This is a genomic window from Mycobacterium basiliense, from assembly GCF_900292015.1.
GTDB lineage: Bacteria > Actinomycetota > Actinomycetes > Mycobacteriales > Mycobacteriaceae > Mycobacterium > Mycobacterium basiliense.
Genome location: NZ_LR130759.1, coordinates 2,229,313 through 2,249,024, shown reverse-complemented (window position 1 = coordinate 2,249,024; position 19,712 = coordinate 2,229,313). Strand labels below are relative to the sequence as shown.

Sequence of the window (19,712 nt, the reverse complement as noted above, 5' to 3'; positions counted from 1 at the left end):
AGACGCCCTCCTTGCCGGAAATCACAGCCACGACTTCTCCTGTTCAATAGCGTTGGCCCATTGGGGGTTTGCTGCTCACCGCCGGACAATGTCGAACAACATGCCTTCAATGGTGACGCCCGGAGCGAACGCGAAAGCCACACCTGTCGAAATGGGTTTATCCGACTCCGCCTCCCGCACCATCATTTCCAGCACGAAGATCAGCGATACGCTGAGCATGTTGCCGAATCTAGCGAGTACATCCCAGCTCTGAGCGGCCAGCTCTGCGGGAATCCCCAGCGACCGCGCCGACTGCTCGATGATTCTGGGCCCGCCCGGATGGATCGCCCACAGATCGACATCAGGTTTGCACAATCCGTTGTCCCGCAACATCTCTGCGACTACCGGACGGACTCCACGGTAGATATAGTCCGGAAGATTTTCCGACAGCTCGCAGGTGATGCCGTCGTGGTTGACACCGAGCACGATGCCGTCTTCGGCACCGTCAAGCAGCTCGGAAAAACTGCTGCGGATCACCACGCTGCCTGCGGGAAGTGGCTGCCGAACCTGGCTGGCCCCGATTACCATTGCCGCGCACCCGTCACCAAACAGACTGTGTATCACCACATCATTGATGTCGTCAGCGAAAACGGCGTTCACCGATGACAATTCGATACACACCACCAGCGCCTTCATGCTCGGGTGGGCACGAACGTAGTTCGTCGCGGTGCGGATGGCGTTCATTGCGGCCGCACACCCCATGAAGTTGACTACGACGCGCGATATCGAGCGAGACAGTCCAAGCTTTTTGACGATCGCGACGTCGACGCCCGGAGCGATGAACCCGGTGCTGGTGACGAACACCAGCATCCCGATCTCCTCCGGCCCGTAGGGAAGAGTCGCGAGCGCCCGCCCGGACACTTCGACGGCGAGCGGTACGGCGTGCTGAAAAAACAGGTTCATCCGGTCGCGGACGGTTGCCGATTCACGTCGGAACGCCTCGAACTCGGCGTCGAGCGGGTCCACAGCCATCCTGCGGGTATCTATCCGTGTCTTCTGGTAAACCCGTGGAATCCGTTCGCGCTGGTGTGGATCAGCGAACAACTGGGCTACACACGCGGCCGCATCGGATTGACTGACCACCCGTTGCGGCGCGCCGGTCGCCATGCCTTCGATAACGCCGACCGTGGTCGGTGGGGCCGGCGGCAGCTGGGCGAGATCATACTGTGGCTGGTAGTCGGTGCGGCGCACTGCGCCGCCCTCGGCCGCGGCGCTCATACCGACCCGATTCCGACGAAGCCGGCCACCACATAGCCGACGCTGGCTTTCCACGCTGCCGGCGAGCAGTGTTCGCGCAGCAAGTCCCAGTTCTTTTCCCGGGCAAGACGCGACGGCGCCAGCAGATACGTGCGGCACAGCTTGGGCAGCCGGTCGGTGACAAAGCTCCTGGCGGGAAGCCACTCGACACCGAATTTTGCTGACTCCTCGCGTAGTACGTCCTCGGTGACGATGTTGGCGAACCCGCTGCGCTGGAACGGCAATACGTGGTGGACGCGGTGCGAACTCAGACCGGCCGACAAGAAGCAGTCGACGTAGCGATTTCCAATCACTTTCAAGTCGTTGGCGTGCACGACTTGATCTACACCCCAGTCGTTACCCTCGACCACCTCGTCTTCACGGTCATCCTCGAACTCGTGGCTGGCTACCACCAGGAAGGTGCTGACCCACAGCGTCGCGACAAATTGCAGTGCCCACGCCCAGAAATCCCCGGCCAGAACAAAGACCAGCAGCTCGGTTACCAGGAGCAAACGCACGCCGGAGGAACCGAGAAAGTGCGGCAGCGCGACGCGCCAACTGCCGTAGGCCTGCTCGACGCCCGCCTTGCGCGTGACACGGCAGACGTCGGCAATCCGGATAGCCATGCCACTGAACATGTGACCAAACTTGTGAATCGTATGCAGGGGAACGCGATACAACCGCGGCAGTTGCATCATCATAGTGAACACGTTCTTCTTGATGTCGACATCGCTTTGCGTGTACGGGTGATGCAGCAGCGTGTGTCCGTCCGCGGTGACCAGGGACAGCGCCACGTAGTTCATGTCGAAGCTGTTTCCCAGGACCCTGTTGATGCCCCGCTGGGCGCGATGCAGTGCGTAGTGGCCAAATCCGGCAAGCGAGCTGCGCAGCACCACCATCGCAATGACAAAGGCCGGCAGCGGCATCCATCGAGGGTCGCTCAGCCGTAACCCTTGCACCGCAAGGTATGCGACAGCCAATGTCGCGACAATAACGTTGAAGAGCGTATCCATCCGCTTGATGCGGGCGGCTAGCGCGGGCTCACTCAGACGCGCTTTGACGCGGTGCATCAAATCGTTCTTGTCATCAAAGCGGTACTGCGGGATATCGCGCCAGCTGTTGAAATCCTCTTTGAACAGAAACGCTGGGGCGTTGTGCTTTGGATGGATGTCCTTCGGAGTTGCGTCGCGTCCCAACGCGTACCGCCGCTGCAGGATCCGCTCGACCTTGGCTGGATCGCGGTGGTAGGCCGCGATGACGGCGGTGATATCGCGGTTCTTGGTTCGACCGATGAAGAAGGCACCACCGGGATGCTTGGATATCCAGTCACTAAGGTCGTAGGCCCGTCCCTTGTAGACCCATACGTCTGACATCGGCGGCCCACCCGGAGGAGGAGCAGGGCGTGGACCTGGGCCACGCTCGCGAACTTCTGGGAGGTCGTTCGTCATTCGTATTCCTCCAGGTCTGGTCAATGAGATCGGTTGCTAGCCGTCGTTTCCGGCGAAGTGACCCAATGGTGGAGGGACGGTCTTGGAGGATTCTCAAAGGAATTCCAGGGAATTCCGGATCGCCGAATTGCGGTGTCCGCCATGACGCTGCACCAGATCCGTTGCGCGCAGGAAAAACAGCGGACGAGAACCAACCCGGAGACTATCGAGCGTCCATGCCACGCCGCAGCAGCCGCGGGCTGGTTCCCAATCCGAAGTTCACCTCGCGGCTGCTACCCGGTCGGGTTGGGGATGGTGACCGGCGCCCCCCAATTGGACAGCGTTATGTCCACGTTGCCTTGGTCTTTGTTGACAACCATCCGAACCAGGTTCGCCGCAGCGCTGGGTGCTGGCGCAGGCGATTGGGCGGTTGAACTCGCCGGGGTCTGCACACTGGTGTCAACGATCCACAAAGTGACCGGCAGGGTGCCCCCGCCTTTGCCCAGTTGCGGCACGATCGGATCGATCACCGCGGCGTCGATGGTGCCAGACAGCTTGATCGTGGCTATGCCGTCGACCGTTTCGTTTCCCTCCATCTTCGGGTTCTGCACCTGCGCGATGACAGCGCCCAAGCCGCGGTCTTTGTCCAGGATGATGCCCGGGTCATAAATTCTCTCCGCCGGGCCAACCGACGTGTAGGTGCCGTCCTGCTTGGTGTACATGGTCTTGTTGGTGACCAGGAATTCGGTAGCGACTGCCGGAGTGTCTGGCTTCATTCGAACCTTCGCATTGCCCACCGCCTGACCATTGCCCTGCGGCTGATTGGTCACATCAGCGTTGACGCTCTCGAAAGGCAAAGTGGGAAGATCGGTGACGTTCACCGCCACGTGAACGGAATGTAGGCCTTTGGTCGCCTTGGAGCTGTCTTGCAGGATCTGTTGGGCTTGCGGTGCCGGGGAGCCCGATGTCCCCGATGGCGCGGTCGTGGCAGAGGTCCCAGATGCACCGGGAGTCTGAGAAGTCGCGGTGGTCGATTTTTGTCCGCATCCCGCAACGACGGTCCCGACAAGTGCTGCCGCGAACAGGATCGCTATGGACACCTTGGTCGCGGGCCGCGGGGAGACGCTGCGGTGGGAGATTTGTGCTTGCGAGTTCAAGCCATTCATGGCCAGCCTTTGCTGAGTTGTCCAAACCGGTTGTAGTGGGCAGCGGTCACCGCCCTCCTGGTACGGCACGGACGGCGTCCAGCGGTCGGACCCCCGCCCATGGCTGCGGGTCTGGGTGACTGCTCCCCGCACCCTGGTTCACCAGCAACGACACTGTCGTTGAAGCTACGCCGTTGCCCTCACAGCATGTTCCCCAGATCACATTTGCCGGAGAGCGCGACAGTAACATGCGTCAGCCGGCGTGGAAACCTTTTCCCAGAAGCAACGATCGGGCGCGCGGCGCCAAGGCGGCGGATGACGTGCACGTTCGCGGACCGGGCTCCGCTGGTCGCCAGTCGCCGGATTGCCGTGCCCGGCGACGCCATGCGGCTAACCTAAACCGGGTGAATCTCGGCGGTAATCAGGCAGCAATTCGTGAGGTCTGCGATGCCGGCTTGCTTTCCGGTGCCGTGACGGTCGTTTGGCACAACGGAGAAGTGTTGCAGGTCAACGAAGTCGGCTACCAAGACGTCGACGCCGGGTTGCCGATGCGACGAGACACGCTGTTTCGCATCGCGTCGATGACCAAGCCAGTCACGGTGGCCGCGGCGATGAGCCTGGTCGACGAGGGCAAGCTGACGTTGCGCGACCCGGTCACCCGCTGGGCACCCGAACTCGCCAACCTGACGGTGCTAGACGATCCGCACGGCCCCGTGGACCAGGTCCATCGCGCCCGGCGACCGATCCTGGTGGAGGATCTGCTCACCCATACCAGTGGGCTGGCGTACAGCTTTTCGGTCTCCGGGCCCATCTCCCGGGCATACATGCGGCTGCCATTCGGCCAGGGTTCGGACGCCTGGTTGGCCGAACTCGCCGCGCTACCCCTGGTGCACCAGCCCGGCGAGCGGGTGACCTACAGCCATGCCATCGACGTGCTCGGGGTCATCGTGTCCCGCATCGATGACAAGCCGTGTCACCAAGTGCTTGAGGAACGAGTGCTGGGTCCGGCGGGCATGGTCGACACGGGATTCTTCGTGTCGACCGAAGCACGAGGGCGCGTGGCGACGATGTATCGGCTCGACGAGCAGAACCGGTTACGGCATGACGTCATGGGTCCGCCTCGGGTGATGCCGCCGAAGTTCTGTAACGCCGGTGGCGGCCTGTATTCGACCGCCGATGATTACCTGCGGCTTATCCGGATGTTGCTGGGCGGCGGAATGATCGACGGGGTTCGGGTCTTGTCGGCGGAGTCAGCACGCCTGATGCGCACCGACAGGCTGAGCGACGAGCACAAGCGCCACAACTTCCTGGGAGCACCGTTCTGGGTGGGCCGCGGGTTCGGGCTCAACCTGTCGGTGGTGACCGACCCTGCCAAGTCCGCTCCGCTGTTCGGGCCGGGTGGCCTGGGCACGTTCAGTTGGCCCGGCGCGTATGGCACGTGGTGGCAGGCCGACCCCGCCGCCAACCTGGTCCTGTTGTACCTGATCCAACACTGCCCGGACTTGTCGGTGAACGCGGCGGACGCCGTCGCCGGTAACCCGGGTCTGGCGAAGCTTCGGACCGCACAACCGAGGTTCGTCCGCCACACCTACCGTGCACTCGGACTGTAGCGGTGAGCCGGCACCATGACGCGGTTCCCTTCCCCACACCTTTCCGGCCCGCGGCTATTGCTACGCCCACCGGTGCTCGACGACGCAGACGCATTGTTCGAACGGATCGCCGGTGATCCCGAAGTCACCCGATTCTTGCTGTGGACCGTCCATCCCGATGCGGCAGAAACGCGCCGGGTGATTCTGCACCAGCTGATCGAGGCCGACCGCGAGCGAACCTGGGTGGTCACCCTGCGCGGCAGCAATGACATCGTTGGACTCCTCAGCTGCCGCAGGTTCGCGCGTCACTCCGCGGAGGTTGGCTACTGCCTCGCTCGGCGATGGTGGGGCATGGGTCTGATGTCCGAAGCACTCAACCTGCTGCTGGACCAGCTCGCCGCCGACCCCGCGATTTATCGGGTGTGGGCCACCTGCCATGTCGACAACGGCAGGTCGGCGCTGCTACTGCAGCGGGCAGGGTTCGTATTGGAGGGCCGCCTGGCTCGGAATGCTGTTTACCCGAACGTGGCGCCCGAACCGGATGACAGCCTGCTCTACGCGAAGATCCTGCGCTGAATCGCGCACCCGGATGACCGGGCGTTGACAGCGCACATCGGCCGATTCTAGCGTTAAGAACGAACGTTCGTTCCTAACAGGGAGGCGTCGTCGTGCGTGTTTCCGTAATGCAGTTCGTGACCGATCTGACTCCACCCCCGCAGGTGGTCGCGGGGTGGGCCGAGGAGCGTGGGTTCGACGGCCTATACGTACCCGAGAAGACGCACGTGCCGATCAGTCGAGCCACGCCGTGGCCGGGCGGTGAGCTGCCCGACTGGTACCGCCGCTGCTTCGACCCCTTCGTCGCGCTCACCGCGGCCGCTGCGGTAACCACCCGATTGCGGGTAGGCACCGGGGCCTGTCTGGTTGCTGTGCACGATCCCATCCTGCTGGCCAAACAGATCGCATCCCTGTGCACCGTGTCGAACTCCCGGTTCGTGCTAGGAATCGGGTTCGGGTGGAATGTTGAAGAGCTGGCCGACCATGGCGTGCCGTTCGCCGACCGGATCGCAGTCACGGTGGACAAACTTGGGGCCATGCGTGCGCTGTGGGCCGCCGAACCGACACCCTATCGAGGGCCGCACGCCTCGGTACCACCCTCATGGGCCTGGCCTAAACCCCCGATCGGCCCGAGCGTGCTGTTCGGTTGCCGGTCCGGCGCGCGGGCCTTTGATGTGATTGCCCGTCACGGTGACGGGTGGCAACCGATCGAAGGATACGGAGAAACCATTGGGGCGCTTACCATGTTGCGCTCCGCATTCGCGCGGGCCGGACGCGACCCGGCCAGCGCGCAGGTGTGCGTGTACTCATCGGCAGGCGACCCGGCGACGCTGGAGAAGTATCGGGTGGCCGGTGTCGACGAAGTCGCGCTAACACTCCCCTCCGCAGGTCACGACGAGGTGCAATCGGCGATGGACAGCTTGGCACCGTTGCTCGAGGAATTCGGGGCGGAAGCGAAAAGCCATGCCTAGTGCGGAAGTTGGCCGCAAGACCCGCGAACAGATTCTCCACACCGCGATGAATGTGGCATCGGTCAAGGGATTGGCCGGGCTGTCTATCGGCGAGCTGGCCACCGAACTCGGGATGAGCAAATCGGGCCTGTTTCGCCACTTCGGCGCCAAAGAACAGCTGCAATTGGCCACCGTCGACGCCGCCATGGGCGTGTTCGAACGGGAGGTCCTCAACCCTGCACTGGCAGCCGAGGCCGGGCTGGGCCGGCTGCGGGCCCTGATGCGAGCATGGGTCGGCTACCTCGAGCGCGATGTGTTCACCGGTGGCTGCTTCTTTGTCGCCGCGTCCGCCGATGTCGACTCGCGGCCCGGGCCGGTGCGTGACCTCATCGCCGAGGCCGGCCACGCAGGAATCGCCGCAATGACGGCCGAAATCGAAGCGGCGCAACGCCTCGGGCAGTTGGGCGCGCACGTCGAAGCACGCCAGCTGGCATTCGAGTTGCACGCATTTGCGATGGAGGCCAACTGGTCCCGCCTGCTGTTGGACGACGACGACGCCTGCGACCGGGCCCGCGCGGCCATCGACACGGCGCTGGCACGAGCCGGCGCCGGCGCCAAGGGGGACGAGAAGTGAAGTTCATCAACCATATTGAGCCAGTGACGCCCAGGCGAGCCGTCGGCTGCGTCGCCGATGTGTACGCCGAGGTGCGTCACGATTTCGGACGAGTCGTCGAGCCGATGGTCATGTTCTCCCCCGATGAACGACTGCTGGCCGCCGCCTGGGCAACGGTGCGGGAATCCCTGATGGCGGGACAGGTGCCCCGCGCTCGCAAGGAGGCCGTCGCGGCCGCGGTCGCGGCCGGCCTGCGCTGCCCGTGGTGCGTCGACGCTCACACCACCCTGCTCTACGCCACGGGCGCGAGCGACACGGCAGCCGCGATCGCAGCCGACAAGGAGCTATCCGCCGACGATCCGAATGCACCGCTGGTGGCATGGGCCGCCGGCACCGGGCAGCTGTCGCGGCAGGAGGTACCCTTCGGCGCGGCAGAGGAGGCCGAATATATCGGCACCGCACTGGCATTCCACTTCATCGCGCGGGTTGTCCTGGTCCTGCTCGACGAGACCTTCTTGCCCGGGGGTCGGCGCACCCAGGCCTTGCTCCGGCGAGCCGGTGGGCTGGCGTTCGGCCGCAAGGCGCGCGCCGACCGCCCATCCGGACTGTCCACCCAACGACTAACATCCCGAGCACTACCCCACGAACTCCGCTGGGCCGCTTCATCTTTGCCGTTGGCCACCGCGATTGCCGCGCTCGACCATCACCTGGAGACCTCGGCGCACCTAACCGAACCTAGCCGGCAGTTGGTGCGGCGGGTCGTGGATTCCTGGCGTGGCGACCCCATGCCACTGAGCAGCGGCTGGACCACCGAGCACACCGCGCAGCTGCCTGCCGACCTGCGAGCAGCCACCCGCCTTGCCCTGTTGACCAGCCTGGCCCCGCACCAGGTCACCGGCGCCGACGTCGCCGCCGCACGACCGGCACTAGCTACCGATGCGGCGCTGGTCAACGCGCTGGCGTGGGCCGCGTGGGCCGCCGCACGCCGCATCGGCAACGGGATCACCCAGCCGGCGATCGAGCAGCCGAACCCGAACGGCCAGCACCACGGCACGGGCTGGGGCGGGTGATCCACGCGCGGGCGGTGGCCCAACAGCTCATTCAGCATGCACCGTCGGCCCTACGAGGTCCTCGCACAGTACCCCGCCTTCCTCCTGAATTGCTGCCGCGAGCGCGGAAACCGCAGCGACGTTCAGCGCAGACACCGCTTCGACGATCTCCGGGATGTCTGCGGCGCCCTCGGGCTGGGTCTTCAGCATATTGATCGTGGCTTGAGCGAGCTCGACCCTGTACGTGATGGCGCCCTTCAACTCGTCCACCTCTTCGGCTAAGTCGTCGTAGCATTCCTCCGCGGCCGCGAGGTCCGTCAGTACCCCATCTAGTTCGCGCACGATGGCTTCAAGGTTGGCCATGGCTGCCTCGGCAGCCTCTCCCCACCACGTCAGTCCTAGACCTGCCAAGAGCTCGTCACAAGCTGCCTTCTGTGCGGTGAGCACCGCCGAAGTCGCCTTGATCCTCGCCGCCTGGGCAAATACGGCGTCTTCATCGATGTCGGGCCACGCGTTAGCACCGGTCATCAGAATGGTTTCGACTTGGCCGGTCGGCCTTGGGATCGGCATTATGCTTACCTCCTGAGACGTAGCGCCGTGCAGCATCAGCTAGTACCAATAACATGAACCCGGGATATCGTCTACGAGTTCAGCTGAAAATCTCCCCGGGTAAATAGTCTCGGCGACTGCGAAATTCATCGAACTTGCGCAATATTATTCATCAACGCACGAGAAACTTCATCGCTCCCCTAGGCGCCGAAATGGGAACACTCGATACGAAACATCGGTACAAATTCAGCAACAGCAGGCGAAAAATTCACCGACGAGCCACACGCACCTTGATGACGCGGATCCACCAGCGCTAACGAGACAATCTGAGCGTGCCAACGGTTGACAACGGTGCGGGTTACTTAGGAATAATGACACCGTACTTCAGGCGCCAGTCCAACCGAGAAATACCTAACACGCAAGCAGCCAGCGCCGGCACATTCGCAGAGAAGGAGCCAACAATGACGATGCCGGCAGGGGTCACAAGCTTCCCAGCCCTCCGTTCATTGGCGGATCGCCTGGGCGTAATTTCCGCACAGATCGCCTCCCAGCGTCTCACGGAGCCTTATCTTGCGCTCGGACTTGACGACGCGTCGGCCAACTTCAATGAAATATCGCCAGAGATCGTGGCAAGTTTAGATACGAATATCGTCCGGGTTAGCGATGCCCTGCGCGGACTAGCGCAACGGATACACGTCACGGTCACCAGCTACCAGCAGACTGAGGAACGCAATCGCGCCATGGCGCACGAGCTGTATACCATCCCCGAGTAACCGTTGGCTTAGGCTGAGCCGCGTGGCAAAACCAACCGTACTGGTCAGTGGCGCGGGGATCGCGGGACCCGCGTTGGCGTTCTGGCTCGGCCGCATCGGTTACCACGTGGTGGTACTGGAGCTGGCCGATGGCATCCGCCCGGGTGGTCAGACCGTCGACCTACGGGGGGCCGGGCGCCATGTCACCGAGCGGATGGGGCTGCTGGACCAGATGCGCGAGCGCAGCCTGAGACAGCGGGGCATCGCCTGGGTGCACGCCGACGGCCGGCGTCGCGCCGAGATGCCGGTCGAGGCGTTCCACGGGAACGGCCCGGTAAGCCAGCTCGAGATCTTGCGCGGCGATCTGGTCGACGTGCTGTACGGTGCCACCGCGGCCGGTACCGACTACCGCTTTGGCAGCCGCATCACCCAGCTGGCACCTTCCGATGACGCCGTGTTGGCGACGTTGTCCGACGGATCGACGCTGCGCGCGGATCTGGTGGTTGGCGCCGACGGCCCGCATTCGACCGTACGACGGCTGGTCTTCGGTCCCGAGGAGAAATTTGTGCGCGCACTGGGCGGTTACAACGCCTGGTTCAGCGCGCCCGACACCGTCGGCCTCGACGGCTGGTACCTGATGTACCAGGCACCCGGCGGCCGCAACGCGTCGCTGCGCCCGTCACATGATCCGGCGATAGCCAAGGCCGGCCTGGCATTTCGCTCCGATCCGATCCGCTACGACCGCGCCGATCTCGATGCGCAACGCGACCTGCTGGCCGCCCGTTTCGCCGGCGCCGGTTGGCAATCCGATGCCCTGGTCGCCGCCGCACGCGAAGCCGACGACTTCTATTTCGACGCGATCGTCCAGATCCAGATGGATACCTGGTCGTGTGGGCGGGTGACGCTGGTTGGCGACGCCGGCTATTGCGCGTCGCCGCTCAGCGGCATGGGCACCAGCCTGGCGCTGGTGGGTGCCTATGTGCTGGCCGGCGAGTTGGGCCCGGCACACGATGACACCATCGATGGCGGGCTACTCGCGGACGCGCTCGGCCGCTACGCGACGGTCATGCGGCCGTACGTAGCCAAGTGCCAGGATCTGCCGAACACCATCGATCGCTATCTACCGATGTCCGCCTCCGACATCCGCATGACGGCCCTGGCGATGAAATACATGCAGCGTTGGCCGTTTCGTCCGATCGCGGAAAGAAAATGGTTCACCGTTGCCGAATCGGTCGACCTGCCCGACTATCCCGCTCTGCGCCCCAGCCAGCACGCATAGCGGGTCACCGGCATCAATCTTCGGCGACCGCCTGCAGCACACCGTCGCCGTTCACCACCGACGAATCCACCGGCACCTCGAAGGCAGGCAGCCCCGCTCCTGCCGAGGCGATCACGCTGCGGGCCGCCTCCATGCGCTTGAGCGCGGGCTCGCTGAACACCGACAACCCCAGTTCGTGGTTGTAGCCGTGAATTTCTTTGACGTCGAGCTGGGCCAGGAAATAGACGATCTCTTTGGACACCACTTGACCTGGAACCAGGACCGGGAACCCCGGTGGGTAGGGCACGACGAATGTGGTGGACACCAAGGTTTTGCCCTCGGCGAGCCGTCGACCAGCCAGACCGATCTGCACGTACTCGCGGTCGGATTCCTCATAACCGGCGTAGAAGGCCGATCGCATATCGCCGAAATTGCTTGCGTCGTCGGGACGGAACGCAACGTCAAATTCACTGAAGTCGGGTAGGTGCGGCAAGTCCTGAGTGATCTCCTCGACCCGGCGCTGGTGCAGGGCCCAGTCGGCCGCGCTGGCGGCCTTCTGGCCTCGGTCAAAGTCGGTGGCGATCCGACGCAGGACGTCGAGCAGATAGTGCACGCTGGACCAGGTGACACCGATGGTGAAGATCAGCAGCACGCTGTTGATCGAGGTCTTGTTAATCTGGATGCCGAATCGCTCCATCAGGATCTTCTCGCGGAAGTCGTATCCGTTCATTCCCGTCGCCCCGATGAACAACGTGACCCGCGTCGCGTCCAGCACAAACTGATCGGACCGCCACGCCTCATTCCACTCGGCCAAAGCACCCTGCCGCACCTGCCGATAGGAGCTGACCGCCGAGGCCCGGAACTCCTCGGGCACCAAGTCGGATTCGTCGAGAATCCGGAACCACTTGCTGATCAGCCGGTCCTTACGAACCCGGTGCCGAAAAACCAGCGCCATGTCATAGACCTGGCGGACCAGCTGGAAGCCCTCGATATCGACCTGCCGGCGGGCCAGGTCCAGCGAGGCCAGAAGTTGCTGGTTCGGCGACGTCGAGGTGTGGGTCAGAAATGCCTCACCGAACGCGTCGCGGGTCAGCGCGTTGAAGTCCTGATCACGGACGTGGATCATGGAGGCCTGCCGCAGCGCCGACAGCGACTTGTGCGTGGAGTGCGTGGCATAGACCCGGACCCGCGCGCGAGCGGGATCGGGTAGCAGCCGGCGATCCGCCCAGTCCGAGCGCGGCACCCCCTCCATCGAGGCCCGCCAAGCCTCGTATTCCTCGGCGTATTCCGGCGAGGCCAACATCGACTCGAGATATTCCGCGGATACCATCGCGGTACGTTGCCGGGCCCACGGCACGGCGGTGGCAAACGCGTACCAGGCCTCGTCCCACAGGAAACAGATGTCTGGCTTGATCGCCAGCACTTCCTCCATCACGCGGCGCGGGTTATAGACAACGCCGTCGAAGGTGCAGTTGGTCAACAGCAGCATGCGCACCTTGTGCAGCTGTCCGGCCGCTTCCAAGTCCAGCAACACCTTCTTGATCGTCTGTAGCGATACCGCTCCGTAGATGGCGAACTGAGGCAGCGGATAGGCGTCCAGATACAACGGATACGCGCCGGCCAGCACCAGGCCGTAATGGTGTGACTTGTGACAGTTGCGGTCGATCAGCACGATGTCGCCCGGCCGGGTCAGCGACTGCACCACGATCTTGTTCGCCGTGGAAGTGCCGTTGGTGACGAAGTAGGTGTGGTCGGCGTTCCAGGTGTGCGCGGCCTTGTCCATCGCTTTCTTGATGTTGCCGTGCGGGTCCAGCAGAGAATCCAAACCGCCCGAAGTGGTCGACGTCTCGGCCATGAAGATGTTGCGGCCGTAGAAGTCACCCATGTCCTGCAGCGACTTGGAGTTGAAAATGCTGGCACCGCGCGCGACGGGAAGCGCGTGGAATTGACCGACAGGTGCCGCCGCGTAGGCGCGCAGGGCATCGAAAAACGGTGTGGCAAACCGGTTCCGCAGCCCGGCGAGCACTGTGCTGTGCAGATCGGTGACATCGTTGAGCCGGTAGAAAGTGCGGTCGTAGACGTCCGGCTCGTCATCGTTGCCGGCCGCGATGGACTCGTCGGTGAGCAGGTAAAGGTCGATGTGCGGGCGCAGCTCCCTGATCCACTCACCACATTCGATCCAGTCGTGCGGACTGTCGGAAGCCACCACGTCATCGTTGGCCCCCAACAACGTGTTCATCAGCGGTAACCGGTCCCTGGACCGAAGCGGCAGGTCGTGGCGGATGATGGCGGCCTGGATCTCGCCGTTGAGCGCCACCGCGGTGATGGCGTCCTCGACGCTGGGCGCCACCAGCACTTCAAACTGAACGTCGTCAGACGGATTATGCAGTGCCCGAAGGTTTTCGGCTAAAGAGTCGGGCGCGGTCGTGGGCGCGTCGTCGGCAACCAACACGGTGTAGAACTGCTGCTGCTTGGCCTGGGCCACCAGCTCCTGCTCGGCCAGCGGCGCGGAGGTGTCGAACAACGCTGTGCGGTCGCCGTATTCACCCAGCAGACGGACGGCCAGCGACACCTCTTCTTTGAGCCGCACCGTGGACTTGCTTTCCAGGTGAGCGCGAAACGTGGCTAGCTTCTCCGCGCCCGGATAGAGCCAGTAGCGTTCGTAGGCGCCGATGCGGTCCATCAGCCGCCGCACCTTCGCCATGTCGTGGGCGGTGTCCAACCCTGCGAGGTCGACCTCGGCAAGGTGCGAGCATGCGTCATCGAGCAGATTCCACGTGTCGACGCGTGCATACGACGGGTTGGCCACCGCTGCCAATGCCGAGACACGAAGTCGTCGCGGTCGGGTGCTGTATCGCTTCATGTCGTCACCTGTCCTTGTGGTGCGGGACGCGCCGTCGGGCAGCCGTTTAGTAGCGCGCGCGCGTACCTGTCATACCCGAAGACTCACTCTCGCAGGTTATCGAGTTAATCGGTGGCATCAGACCGTATTGCAGCACCGAATGTTCGTCCCGCCGACCGCCGGCGACCGGGATCGGAGGTGTCAGCCCTCAAGCTCGTCGTCGCCGTCGACAATCCGCCGGCTTCCCAGGGTGCTATCCACCCAACGCAGCACCGGCAGCTGTGGAAGCTCCCAGCGACGTGCCGGCAGGTCAGTGACATCGCCGAGCGAGCGCACCACGGCCTGCGTCAGACCCATGATGGCGGCCATCACCGGCAGCAGCGGCTGCAGCGGCCGCGCCGCCGACCGAACGGTGCTGATGCGACGGGCCAGAACCAGGCGCTCGATCGAGTGATACAGCCAAGCACCCACGCCCAGCGCGTAAATGGACAGCGCCGAGGCGACAATGACCCACCCGTAGGCAGCGCAGATGACCGCACCAAAAATCACCGCCGCCGCCATCCAGGCGGCGATCACCACACGCAACTCGAGTCTGCTCATGTACACGATCCTTGGTTTTCCGGCTGGAGCGCCTCCTGATGCGGAACCGACTCGCGGACCGCCGCGGCGGCCGCGCGGATCTGCGGCGTCACCAACATGACCTGTCCGAGTACCCCGTTGATGAAGCTCGGCGAATCGTCGGTGGACAGCTCCTTGGCCAGCTCGACGGCCTCGTCTACGGCCACGGGTTCGGGCACGTCCTCGGCATACAGCAACTCCCACACCGCGACGCGCAATATTGCACGGTCCACCGCGGGCAGCCGGTCCAGGGTCCAACCCTGCAGGTGCGAAGCGATCAGATCATCGATGTGGGCGGCGTGCTCGCCGACCCCGTGCGCCACCGCCGCGGTGTAGGGGTGCAGCGAGGCGACCTCCGGCTTCGCTTTGGCAAGCGCAGTCCGGGCATCGGCGACCTCGACCGGGCTCATGCCGCGGGCCTCGGCCTCGAACAACAGGTCCACCGCACGCTTGCGGGCCTGATGGCGTCCCTTGGTCGCTTTCGCCGGCTTGTCCGGCTTTCCGTCCGCCATGCTCAGGCGTTGACCCTGCCCAGGTAGCTGCCGTCGCGCGAATCGACCTTCAGCCTGTCTCCGGTGTTGATGAACAAGGGCACGTTGATCTGGGCGCCCGTTTCCAAGGTGGCAGGTTTGGTGCCCGCGCTGGACCGGTCGCCCTGCAGACCCGGCTCGGTGTGGGTGACTTCGAGCTCCACGGTGACGGGCAACTCGATGTACAGCGGCGACCCGTTGTGGAAGGCCACCTGCACCGGCATACCCTCCAACAGGAACCGTGCGTCATCGCCGACCAGGGACTCCGGCAAGGGGTGCTGCTCGTAGTCCTGGCTGTCCATAAACACGAAGTCCGAGCCGTCGCGGTAGAGGTAGGTGGTGTCGCGGCGGTCGACGGTCGCCGTCTCCACCTTCACCCCGGCGTTGTAGGTCTTGTCCACGACCTTGCCCGAGAGCACGTTCTTGAGCTTGGTGCGCACAAAGGCCGGGCCCTTGCCCGGCTTGACGTGCTGGAACTCGACGATCGTCCATAGTTGCCCGTCGATAGCCAGGACAAGTCCATTCTTGAAGTCAGCGGTGCTCGCCACGATCGCCAAATCTCCTACAGGATGGCCAGTTCCTTCGGGAACCGGGTCAACAATTCCGGGGTCTGCCCGGCACTTCGCGACTCTGAGGTGACCGGGTTTTCGCTGGCCACCACCAATGTGTCCTCAATGCGAACACCGCCGCGGCCGGGTAGATAGACGCCGGGCTCCACGGTGACCACGGAGCCCGCCAGTAGTGTACCGGCGGATGTCGCACCGATGCCCGGCGCTTCATGTATCTGCAGGCCGACGCCGTGTCCCAGGCCGTGGCCGAAGTTTTCCGCATAGCCCGCGTCCGCGATCAGCTGTCGGGCCGCACCATCGACCTCACGCAGTTCGGCACCCGGGCGCAACGCCTCCCGGCCGGCCCGTTGCGCCTCGGAGACCAGCTGATAGATCTCCAGCTGCCAGTCAGCCGCCTTGCCCAGCACAAAGGTGCGGGTCATGTCGGAGTGGTAGCCGGCGACCAACGCACCGAAATCGATTTTGACAAAGTCACCCGCCGCCAACGCCGCGTCGGTGGGCCGGTGATGCGGAATCGCCGAATTTGCCCCGGCGGCCACGATGGTCTCGAACGACACCGCGTCGGCGCCATGGTCGAACATCAGGCCCTCCAGATCGCGAGCCACCTCACGTTCGGTTCGGCCCGGCCGCAGACCGCCGCGTTTGACCAGGTCGGTCAGTGCGGCGTCGGCCGCTTCGCACGCCAGGCGCAATAGCGCCAGCTCACCAGCGTCTTTGATCTCGCGCAGTGTCTCCACGGTTCCGGAGGCACGCACCAACTCGGTGTTCGTCTGCGCCAGCGCACCAGTTAGCGCATCCAAGCCGTCCACCGTGACCACATGGCTCTCAAAGCCGAGCTTGCGTACGCCGTCGTCGGCGGCACGGCGGCTCAGATGGCGTCCAAGAGCGCGTTCGATCGCTACCTCCAGGTCTGGTGCCTGGTGCGCAGCCTGAGTGCGGTAGCGACCATCGGTGGCCAGCACCGCTTCGCGTTCGTCGGCGAATACCAGCAACGCGCCGTTGGACCCGCTGAAACCCGATAGATATCGGACATTTATCAGATCGGTGACCAGCATCGCGTCCAGTCCGGCGGCACCGATTTTGGCTTTGAGGTTGTGTCGACGCTGGGAATGTGTCACGCCCCTTGACGGTACTCGCTACGCTGAGCATCCATGACTAACTGGATGCTGCGCGGGTTGGTGTTCGCTGCCGCGATGGTCGTTCTTCGCCTCTTTCAAGGGGCGTTGATCAACGCGTGGCAGACCCAGGCCGGCGTGATCAGCCTGGTGCTGCTCCTGCTGTACATCATTGGCGTGGCCCTGTGGGGGACCCTCGACGGGCGCGCGGACGCCAAGACAAGCCCGGATCCGGATCGCCGCGCGGATCTGGCCATGACCTGGCTGCTGGGCGGCCTGGTGGCCGGTATCCTCAGCGGAGCCGTGACCTGGATCATTTCGCTGTTCTGCAAGGGCGTCTACGTCGGTGGTTTGATCAACGAACTGACGACGTTCGCCGCCTTCACCGCACTCATCGTCTTCCTGCCGGGACTATCCGGAGTGGCGGTCGGCCGGTGGCGAGTGGACCGCAAGGCACCCCCGGTGCCGCACCACGACGGTTCTACCGGACGGGCCGACACCGATGTGTTCGCCGCCGTCCGCGGCGACGACAGCCCCACCGGAGAGGTGCCGGTGGCGCGCCAGGAAGCAGGAGCAACGGCGCCGACACAGGTTGCCACGGTTGAACGCGAAACACCCACCGAGACCATCGCCACGCCGGCAAGCGAATCACCAACCGAAGTGATCCGCACCTCCGAGCCCGAGACACCCACCGAAACGATCGCCACCACGGACACCGAGGCGAGCACCGAGGTGATCAATCTGGACAACGACGAGACCAAGCCGGGCAAGAAACCAAAAACGGACTAGTTCCCTTCAGCTTTGGCCGGCGGTCACCAAATACCGCAGCGCGAGCAAGTAGCCCTGGATACCCAGCCCAACAATCACCCCGGTGGCAACCGGACTGAGGTAGGAGTGGTGCCGGAATTCCTCGCGGGCATGCACATTGGAGATATGCACCTCGATCAGCGGCGCACTCAGTTCTGCGCATGCGTCGCGCAACGCGACCGACGTGTGCGTCAATCCGCCGGCATTGAGGATCACCGACTCCCCCGCATCGGCGGCCAGATGAATCCACTCCAGCAGCTGAGCTTCGCTATCACTTTGCCGCACAACGGCTTTGACTCCGAGTTCGACAGCTTCCCGCTCGATCAGAGCGGCCAGCTCGGCGTGAGTCGTGCTGCCGTAGACACCGGGCTCGCGCTGGCCCAGCCGGCCCAGGTTTGGGCCATTAATCACGTTGACCGTCCGCGCACTCATGGGGCACAGATTCCCGCGTAGGCGGTCACCAGCAGCCCGGGGTCCGGCCCCACCATCCGGCCCGGGTTGGCCAGCCCGTCGAGGACCACAAATCGAAGCACACCGGCCCGTGTTTTCTTGTCGCCGGCCATGATTTCCAGCAGCTGAGGCAGCGCGTCGGCGTCATAGCTGACCGGCAGGCCCAGACCCGACAGGATGGTGCGATGCCGTTGCGCGGTGGCGTCATCGAGCCGTCCGGCAAGCCTGGCGAGCTCGGCCGCGAACACCAGGCCCACCGACACCGCCGCGCCGTGCCGCCATTGGTAACGCTCCCTGCGCTCGATCGCGTGAGCCAAAGTGTGGCCGTAGTTGAGGATTTCGCGCAGCTCGGATTCCTTCTCATCGGCGGCCACAACTTCCGCCTTGACACTGATCGCGCGACGGATCAATTCCGGCATGATCTTGCCTGCCGGGTCAAGTGCGGCCTGGGGGTCGGCTTCGATGAGGTCCAGGATAACCGGGTCCGCGATGAATCCGGCCTTGACCACTTCGGCCATCCCACAAACAATTTCGTCACGTGGCAGGGTTTGCAGAGTGGCCAGGTCGGCGAGCACGGCCAGCGGCTGATAAAACGACCCGACCAGATTCTTGCCGGCATCGGTATTGATGCCCGTCTTGCCGCCGATGGCCGCGTCGACCATGCCCAACAGCGTGGTGGGCACATGCACGATCGAGACTCCACGCAACCAGGTGGCCGCGGCAAACCCGGCGACATCGGTAGCGGCTCCGCCGCCCAAGCTAACCAGCGCGTCTTTGCGGCCAATCCCGATGCGGCCCAACACTTCCCAAATGAACCCCACGACCGGCAGGTCCTTGCCGGCCTCGGCGTCGGGGATTTCGATCCGGTGTGCGTCCACGCCTTTGTCGGCCAGCCGCGCCCGGATGGCCTCGGCGGTCGTCGCCAGCACAGGCTGATGCAGGATCGCGACCTTGTGGCGCCCGGCCAGCAACTGCTCCAATTCGGTCAGCAGACCGGTGCCGATCAGCACCGGGTAAGGGGGGTCGACAGCCACCTGCACGGTGACCGGTGCGGCGCCATCGATCATGTGCTGACCCCGCTGGCGGTCGAGTCGGGATTTGGCTGTGGCGACGGCTTTTGCAGCCGCGACGTGATGTAGCGAACCACCGCTCCGGGATTGCGGCGGTTGGTGTCCACCCGGATGGTCGCAACCCGGCGGTATAGCGGGACCCGGGCGGACATCAGCGCCCGGTATTTGTCAGCCCGGTCGGGGCCCGCCAGCAGGGGCCGCACGGTGTTTCCGCCGGTGCGTCGCACCCCTTCGGCGGCGTTGATCTCGAGGTAGACGACGGTGTGACCGGCCAGTGCCGCGCGCACTCCGGGGCTGGTGACGGCGCCGCCCCCAAGGGACAGCACACCATCATGGTCGGCTAGTGCCGCGCGCACGACTTCCTCCTCAATCCGTCGGAACTCCTTCTCACCATCGGCGGCAAAGATATCGGCGATGCTGCGTCCGGTCCGCGCCTCGATCGCCGCATCGGTGTCGAGCAGGCCAACCCCGAGCGTTTTGGCGAGCCTGCGTCCGATGGTGGATTTACCGGAGCCCGGCAATCCCACCAGTACCGCTTTGGGAGCCATC

Annotated in this window: 20 protein-coding genes; 8 read left to right on the top strand and 12 right to left on the bottom strand. The window is 64.3% G+C overall.

Going from position 1 to position 19,712, the window contains the following annotated elements:
* Positions 1 to 75: 75 nt before the first annotated feature.
* The 3 genes from MB901379_RS09700 to MB901379_RS09690 all read right to left on the bottom strand — a co-directional run bounded on the left by MB901379_RS09700 (position 76) and on the right by MB901379_RS09690 (position 3,868).
* Entirely contained in the window at positions 76 to 1,257 is a 1,182-nt protein-coding gene (locus MB901379_RS09700; RefSeq protein ID WP_158016486.1) for a type III polyketide synthase, read from the bottom strand.
* Complete coding sequence (locus tag MB901379_RS09695; RefSeq protein ID WP_158016484.1) at positions 1,254 to 2,723, bottom strand: fatty acid desaturase; 1,470 nt, start codon at positions 2,721 to 2,723, stop codon at positions 1,254 to 1,256. The genes MB901379_RS09700 and MB901379_RS09695 overlap by 4 nt, the downstream gene beginning before the upstream one ends.
* A 272-nt stretch (positions 2,724 to 2,995) precedes the next feature.
* Positions 2,996 to 3,868, bottom strand: a complete 873-nt coding sequence (locus MB901379_RS09690; RefSeq protein ID WP_158016482.1) for an LppX_LprAFG lipoprotein — start codon at positions 3,866 to 3,868, stop codon at positions 2,996 to 2,998.
* A 383-nt stretch (positions 3,869 to 4,251) separates the two neighbouring features.
* Here MB901379_RS09690 and MB901379_RS09685 point away from each other — a divergent pair, with 383 nt between their 5' ends.
* The 5 genes from MB901379_RS09685 to MB901379_RS09665 all read left to right on the top strand — a co-directional run bounded on the left by MB901379_RS09685 (position 4,252) and on the right by MB901379_RS09665 (position 8,624).
* Positions 4,252 to 5,457: a serine hydrolase domain-containing protein gene (locus tag MB901379_RS09685; protein ID WP_158016480.1), complete on the top strand. Its 1,206-nt coding sequence runs from the start codon at positions 4,252 to 4,254 to the stop codon at positions 5,455 to 5,457.
* 15 nt (positions 5,458 to 5,472) lie between these two features.
* On the top strand, positions 5,473 to 6,012 hold the full coding sequence (locus tag MB901379_RS09680) for a GNAT family N-acetyltransferase (RefSeq protein WP_158016478.1): 540 nt from the start codon (positions 5,473 to 5,475) through the stop codon (positions 6,010 to 6,012).
* Positions 6,013 to 6,104: 92 nt separating this feature from the next.
* Positions 6,105 to 6,962 carry a TIGR03619 family F420-dependent LLM class oxidoreductase gene (locus MB901379_RS09675; RefSeq protein ID WP_158016476.1) on the top strand — a complete coding sequence of 286 codons (858 nt, stop codon included), beginning with the start codon at positions 6,105 to 6,107 and terminating at the stop codon, positions 6,960 to 6,962.
* The gene (locus MB901379_RS09670; RefSeq protein WP_158016474.1) at positions 6,955 to 7,575 is read left to right on the top strand and encodes a TetR/AcrR family transcriptional regulator; all 621 of its coding nucleotides are present in this window, start codon (positions 6,955 to 6,957) and stop codon (positions 7,573 to 7,575) included. Before MB901379_RS09675 ends, MB901379_RS09670 begins: the two co-directional genes overlap by 8 nt.
* Positions 7,572 to 8,624, top strand: coding sequence for a carboxymuconolactone decarboxylase family protein (locus MB901379_RS09665; protein ID WP_158016472.1), 1,053 nt, complete (start codon positions 7,572 to 7,574; stop codon positions 8,622 to 8,624). Before MB901379_RS09670 ends, MB901379_RS09665 begins: the two co-directional genes overlap by 4 nt.
* 27 nt (positions 8,625 to 8,651) lie before the next feature.
* On the opposite strand, the gene MB901379_RS09660 is transcribed toward MB901379_RS09665, so the two are convergent.
* Positions 8,652 to 9,173, bottom strand: a complete 522-nt coding sequence (locus tag MB901379_RS09660; protein ID WP_158016471.1) for a hypothetical protein — start codon at positions 9,171 to 9,173, stop codon at positions 8,652 to 8,654.
* A gap of 440 nt (positions 9,174 to 9,613) precedes the next feature.
* Between MB901379_RS09660 and MB901379_RS09655 the strand changes: the two genes are divergently transcribed.
* Both MB901379_RS09655 and MB901379_RS09650 read left to right on the top strand, forming a co-directional pair.
* Positions 9,614 to 9,925: a hypothetical protein gene (locus MB901379_RS09655; protein WP_158016470.1), complete on the top strand. Its 312-nt coding sequence runs from the start codon at positions 9,614 to 9,616 to the stop codon at positions 9,923 to 9,925.
* A 22-nt stretch (positions 9,926 to 9,947) separates the two neighbouring features.
* On the top strand, positions 9,948 to 11,183 hold the full coding sequence (locus tag MB901379_RS09650) for an FAD-dependent monooxygenase (RefSeq protein ID WP_158016469.1): 1,236 nt from the start codon (positions 9,948 to 9,950) through the stop codon (positions 11,181 to 11,183).
* Between the two features lie 13 nt (positions 11,184 to 11,196).
* Here the strand turns inward: MB901379_RS09650 and MB901379_RS09645 are convergent, their stop codons facing one another.
* The 5 genes from MB901379_RS09645 to MB901379_RS09625 all read right to left on the bottom strand — a co-directional run bounded on the left by MB901379_RS09645 (position 11,197) and on the right by MB901379_RS09625 (position 16,839).
* On the bottom strand, positions 11,197 to 14,025 hold the full coding sequence (locus MB901379_RS09645; RefSeq protein WP_158016468.1) for an aminotransferase class I/II-fold pyridoxal phosphate-dependent enzyme: 2,829 nt from the start codon (positions 14,023 to 14,025) through the stop codon (positions 11,197 to 11,199).
* A 180-nt stretch (positions 14,026 to 14,205) separates the two neighbouring features.
* Positions 14,206 to 14,604, bottom strand: a complete 399-nt coding sequence (locus MB901379_RS09640) for an antitermination protein NusB (RefSeq protein ID WP_158016467.1) — start codon at positions 14,602 to 14,604, stop codon at positions 14,206 to 14,208.
* Complete coding sequence (gene nusB, locus MB901379_RS09635) at positions 14,601 to 15,134, bottom strand: transcription antitermination factor NusB (protein ID WP_158016466.1); 534 nt, start codon at positions 15,132 to 15,134, stop codon at positions 14,601 to 14,603. The genes MB901379_RS09640 and nusB overlap by 4 nt, the downstream gene beginning before the upstream one ends.
* A 2-nt stretch (positions 15,135 to 15,136) precedes the next feature.
* Positions 15,137 to 15,700: an elongation factor P gene (gene efp / locus MB901379_RS09630; protein WP_158016464.1), complete on the bottom strand. Its 564-nt coding sequence runs from the start codon at positions 15,698 to 15,700 to the stop codon at positions 15,137 to 15,139.
* A 14-nt stretch (positions 15,701 to 15,714) separates the two neighbouring features.
* Positions 15,715 to 16,839: an aminopeptidase P family protein gene (locus MB901379_RS09625; RefSeq protein WP_158016462.1), complete on the bottom strand. Its 1,125-nt coding sequence runs from the start codon at positions 16,837 to 16,839 to the stop codon at positions 15,715 to 15,717.
* A gap of 33 nt (positions 16,840 to 16,872) precedes the next feature.
* On the opposite strand from MB901379_RS09625, the gene MB901379_RS09620 reads away from it, so the two are divergent.
* Entirely contained in the window at positions 16,873 to 17,625 is a 753-nt protein-coding gene (locus MB901379_RS09620) for a B-4DMT family transporter (RefSeq protein ID WP_158016460.1), read from the top strand.
* A gap of 6 nt (positions 17,626 to 17,631) precedes the next feature.
* Here MB901379_RS09620 and aroQ read toward each other — a convergent pair whose 3' ends face one another.
* The 3 genes from aroQ to MB901379_RS09605 are packed head-to-tail and all read right to left on the bottom strand — an operon-like array spanning position 17,632 to position 19,711.
* Entirely contained in the window at positions 17,632 to 18,075 is a 444-nt protein-coding gene (gene aroQ / locus MB901379_RS09615) for a type II 3-dehydroquinate dehydratase (protein WP_158016458.1), read from the bottom strand.
* Positions 18,072 to 19,160: a 3-dehydroquinate synthase gene (gene aroB, locus MB901379_RS09610; protein ID WP_158016456.1), complete on the bottom strand. Its 1,089-nt coding sequence runs from the start codon at positions 19,158 to 19,160 to the stop codon at positions 18,072 to 18,074. Before aroB ends, aroQ begins: the two co-directional genes overlap by 4 nt.
* Positions 19,157 to 19,711, bottom strand: a complete 555-nt coding sequence (locus MB901379_RS09605) for a shikimate kinase (RefSeq protein WP_158016454.1) — start codon at positions 19,709 to 19,711, stop codon at positions 19,157 to 19,159. The genes aroB and MB901379_RS09605 overlap by 4 nt, the downstream gene beginning before the upstream one ends.
* Position 19,712: the final 1 nt, after the last annotated feature.